5 protein-coding genes are annotated in these 3,560 nt (G+C 60.8%); 3 read left to right on the top strand and 2 right to left on the bottom strand.

Annotated elements, in window-relative coordinates; translation table 11 throughout:
* On the bottom strand, positions 1 to 306 hold a 306-nt coding region (locus tag AC1DVA_RS26925), incomplete at its 3' end, for a hypothetical protein (RefSeq protein ID WP_476807925.1).
* A gap of 591 nt (positions 307 to 897) precedes the next feature.
* Between AC1DVA_RS26925 and AC1DVA_RS26920 the strand changes: the two genes are divergently transcribed.
* The 3 genes from AC1DVA_RS26920 to AC1DVA_RS26910 all read left to right on the top strand — a co-directional run bounded on the left by AC1DVA_RS26920 (position 898) and on the right by AC1DVA_RS26910 (position 1,721).
* Positions 898 to 1,185, top strand: coding sequence for a hypothetical protein (locus AC1DVA_RS26920; RefSeq protein WP_476807924.1), 288 nt, complete (start codon positions 898 to 900; stop codon positions 1,183 to 1,185).
* A gap of 120 nt (positions 1,186 to 1,305) precedes the next feature.
* Positions 1,306 to 1,512 (top strand): DUF3606 domain-containing protein, encoded by a 207-nt coding sequence (locus tag AC1DVA_RS26915; RefSeq protein WP_476807923.1) that lies wholly within the window; start codon positions 1,306 to 1,308, stop codon positions 1,510 to 1,512.
* Positions 1,509 to 1,721: a hypothetical protein gene (locus AC1DVA_RS26910; protein ID WP_476807922.1), complete on the top strand. Its 213-nt coding sequence runs from the start codon at positions 1,509 to 1,511 to the stop codon at positions 1,719 to 1,721. Before AC1DVA_RS26915 ends, AC1DVA_RS26910 begins: the two co-directional genes overlap by 4 nt.
* A gap of 268 nt (positions 1,722 to 1,989) precedes the next feature.
* On the opposite strand, the gene ligD is transcribed toward AC1DVA_RS26910, so the two are convergent.
* Positions 1,990 to 2,925 carry a non-homologous end-joining DNA ligase gene (gene ligD, locus AC1DVA_RS26905; protein ID WP_476807921.1) on the bottom strand — a complete coding sequence of 312 codons (936 nt, stop codon included), beginning with the start codon at positions 2,923 to 2,925 and terminating at the stop codon, positions 1,990 to 1,992.
* Positions 2,926 to 3,560: the final 635 nt, after the last annotated feature.

Raw genomic sequence — 3,560 nt, 5'->3', positions numbered from 1 at the left:
TTCCGGCTCGGGCTTGGTGAGCCAGCAGCCATCTACAACATTGGGGGCGTCCTGGCGTTCGAAGAGGTAGTAGCCTCCGCCGTTCGTTTCTTCGCTGTCATAGGGGCCGCTCACCAGGCACCCATATTCCTCTGCCAGCTCGTCGAGCTGCTGGATCACATCGGTTGCGTTCCCGAGCTGGTCGAACCCCACGGCGCCGGAAATCCCTTTGTCGCGGGTTTCCGCCAGCGATTCACGTATCCTCTGGATTACCTCCGACGCGATTTCGACGCTGCTCTCGGGGCTTGTCAGCTGGAAGCTGTCCATCTTTTCCTCCTTCAATCAGGGTGAAACCGAGCATTGGCGGTGGCCAGTCCGGCGGAGAGGTCCTGCCTACATCCGGGCAGTAGGCGCCGCATTTCCTGCCGTATTTCTGAGGCTTTCGGGCCGGGTTGTGAGGGTCCCATGGACAACGCGACATGAAGATGTCGACCATCTGCCCGACTGTGGCGTGCACGCCGTGGTGCCAGCTCAGGACAACCACTCGCGCGTCGTGCTCGCGCCGGCAGAAGTGACAGCGAAGGCGCAGCAGAACCCAGGGAAAATCCTGAAGCTCGGTGAGTTCGTTCGGCGGTACCATGACGGGTCATTCAGGTTCGCGGATAGGTCGCGCTCCCTGCGAAAAGAGGCCTCGCACGAAGCCTCTCGAAACGGATCTATCCGCATCGGCCAAGGCCGTTTTCAGCGCGTAATAGGTTGCACGCAAAGCGGCTCGGTCGGTTCCATATGCGTCGACAAGCTCGACAATCTCCCACTCGAACTCATCTGTTTCCGGCGGCTTCAGTAGCGGCTCGGCTGACATTGCTCTCGTCCTCGAATGAGAACATTAAGAGAACAAATGCCTCGCAGGAGTCAAGCATGAAGCGCAACCCGCGCCGCGCCTACGACAAGGATGGGCGGGAAATCCAACCGGCCACGGTAGCCAGCCAGATGATGCTCGGACGGCACCAGGTTGAGATCTACTGCAACGCTTGCCGCCATTACCGGGGCGGGATCGACGTGAGCGATCTGCCTCCGGAAACCCCGATCCCGGACATCTGCCTGCGCTACCGCTGTTCGGTCTGTGGCTCCAAGAACCTCATGTCGCGAGGTGATACCCACGAGCATTACGAACTGATCGATGCGGCGAGAAAGGGAACGAAGTGAGCCTCACTAGGTTCGTCGCGCTTGTCCTCGATGTCGAGATTTGGCGAGCGAAGCATCGGCTCCGATAAGGGGTAGGGAACCCAAATGCCTCCCAGCCGATTATCGCTGCAGGAGGCTCACATGGCAGATGACAAAACCAATCGAGGCCCGCAGGACCGGTCGCGCATCAACCTTGGCGAGGACTATGAGGTTCGCTATTGGACCGACAAGCTCGGAGTTTCCAAAGCCGAGCTCGAGGAAACGGTGCGCGAAGTCGGTTCGTCGGCCGATGCCGTCGAGAAGGCATTGCGGCGGAAGACACTTGGCTCTGACGGAGCGAAGCAGTGACGGCCGCGCTCGACATTCACCGCCACGGAGATGAATGGATCATCAAGGACGGATCGGCGCGCATCCGAATAACGAAGCCTGGCGTCGGCATAATCGAACGCCTCGTGGAGAACTGGAAGGACAAGACCGAACGAGAACACCCTGGCCTACGCGACGGCCAGGTGCGGCTGAGTTGTCAGCACGGCCATGACGAGAATCCAAAGCTTTGAAGACCTCGCCCGAGCGTTGAAGCGCTTTGAAGAATTGCTAGGCGCGCCAGAGGGCTCGGCCGAGGCGCGGGAATTAGGGCATATTTCGATGGGCCTTAGAGCATTCGAAGACGAGGTCGCAGCCAAGATTGCCGCGCAGAAATTGAGCGTACGCAGCTTACTCACCTCAATGCCGAGCACCTGTCCCGAGCCTGCCAACTTACCGAAGCGAAAGGCCTGAATACCCGACGGCGGTAGAGAGCGGGCAGGGGTCCCCGCTGATGCAGCACTAATCGAGCTGGAAAATCTTGGCTTGGTCAGCCTCCTCGCGCAGCCCCTTATAAGACGCGTGCCGCAGCTTGCCGTCATCCGTCCAAGCCCGGAACTCGATCTCCGCTACCAGAACGGGCTTCAGCCAGCGATAGGCCTGTCGACTCCCGTTCATCCGGATCGGCGGTTTCAGGATGATCAGTTCGTCCATCTGCTTGCGCAGCGCAGTCGCGCTGGCATGGCTGAAGCCGGTGCCGACGCCTCCGACATAGACTAGCGCAACGTCCTTGCGAGCAGCCAGCACCAATCGGCCGATGCCGCCGAGTGCAGCAGTGGAGGGTTCATAGCCGACGATGACAAAGCTTTCCGATTGGACGCACTTCACCTTTAGCCAATCTCCTCCGCGCCCTGAGCGATACGGAGCCGAGCGGCGTTTCGCGATAATTCCTTCAAGGCCTAACTCACATGCCAGCTTGAGAAATGGTGCGCCCTCCGTGTTGATCTCCTCGCTGAGACGGATGGAGCCGTGTGGCTGGGCTGCGAGCGCGTCCTCCAGCATGGCCTGGCGCTCATCGAGGCTGAGCGCGCGGAGGTCGTGGCCGTTGAGATAGAGCAGATCGAAGGCATAGAGCATCGCGCTCGCCGCGGACCGTTTTCCACCACGACCGCCAAGCGCCTTTTGCAGCGCGCCGAAGTCGGAAGCGCCGCGCTCGTCGAGCACGACGGCCTCACCGTCGAGGATGGCGCTATCCAGGCCCAGTTCGCGGGCATCGTGCGCGATGGTCGGAAAGCGAGCTGTCCAATCGTGGCCCCCGCGCGTGATGATGCGGACTCGGCTGCGCTCAATGTGGACAGCGAGCCGATAGCCGTCCCATTTCACCTCGAAAGCCCAATCGTCGCCGGTCGGTGGCTTGCTTTGGAGCAGCGCGAGGCAGGGCTCGACGCGCTCCGGCATTGGATCGCTGAATAGGTTGCGCTCGATCTTCTGCCGTCGTGTGACCGGTCCTTTGACCGTATCGACGCCAGGCCCGGCTCTGAGAACCCGACGAGCACACATGAACGCAACCTCAAACGCAACGAACCGAGTCGCCAACGGGCGGCCCGCTGAATCGTTCCGATCACTGTCGCGAACGCCCTTCCTGCAGCACTCGCTGTGGCGGAAAGGGTTTGATCCGAGAAATGCTCAATGCTGGCGAAGCGCCAGCCTCACCAGGGTGATAATCCCCCAGACTAATACGGCAGTGAGTAGCCCCGTAACGAAGTCGGCCGCTCTCCACGCCGATAAGCCCACGCCAATAGCAACACCTACGTTCAGCATTCGGGTCTATTGTCTTATCCGGTCGTACGCCTCGTCTGCCTGGTCCCCGATGGGATCTCGCTCCTCGAGCTCGAACTCTCGGCACTCGACAAGAGGGACCTCCATCCAGCGGCCAGTAGGTTGGAGACCGCGCGCTTCGGCATTGTCGATCAGAGCCGTGATCAGCTCGTCGGCAGCCTTCGCGATCGAAGCGATGTTAGCGCGCCAGCACTTGCATCAGGAGTTCGATCCGACGTCTTGCAACATCTAGCTGCAAGGCCGTGGGCTCGCGC

Source organism: Allobosea sp. P4_C6, from assembly GCF_056402015.1.
This window is presented reverse-complemented; position numbering and strand designations above follow the sequence as displayed.

Excerpts from the sequence above, each read along its gene's own strand:
- AC1DVA_RS26915 (WP_476807923.1), top strand. The coding sequence starts at position 1,306 with ATGGCAGATGACAAAACCAATCGAGGCCCGCAGGACCGGTCGCGCATC.
- AC1DVA_RS26920 (WP_476807924.1), top strand. The coding sequence starts at position 898 with ATGAAGCGCAACCCGCGCCGCGCCTACGACAAGGATGGGCGGGAAATC.
- ligD (WP_476807921.1), bottom strand. The coding sequence starts at position 2,925 with ATGCCGGAGCGCGTCGAGCCCTGCCTCGCGCTGCTCCAAAGCAAGCCA.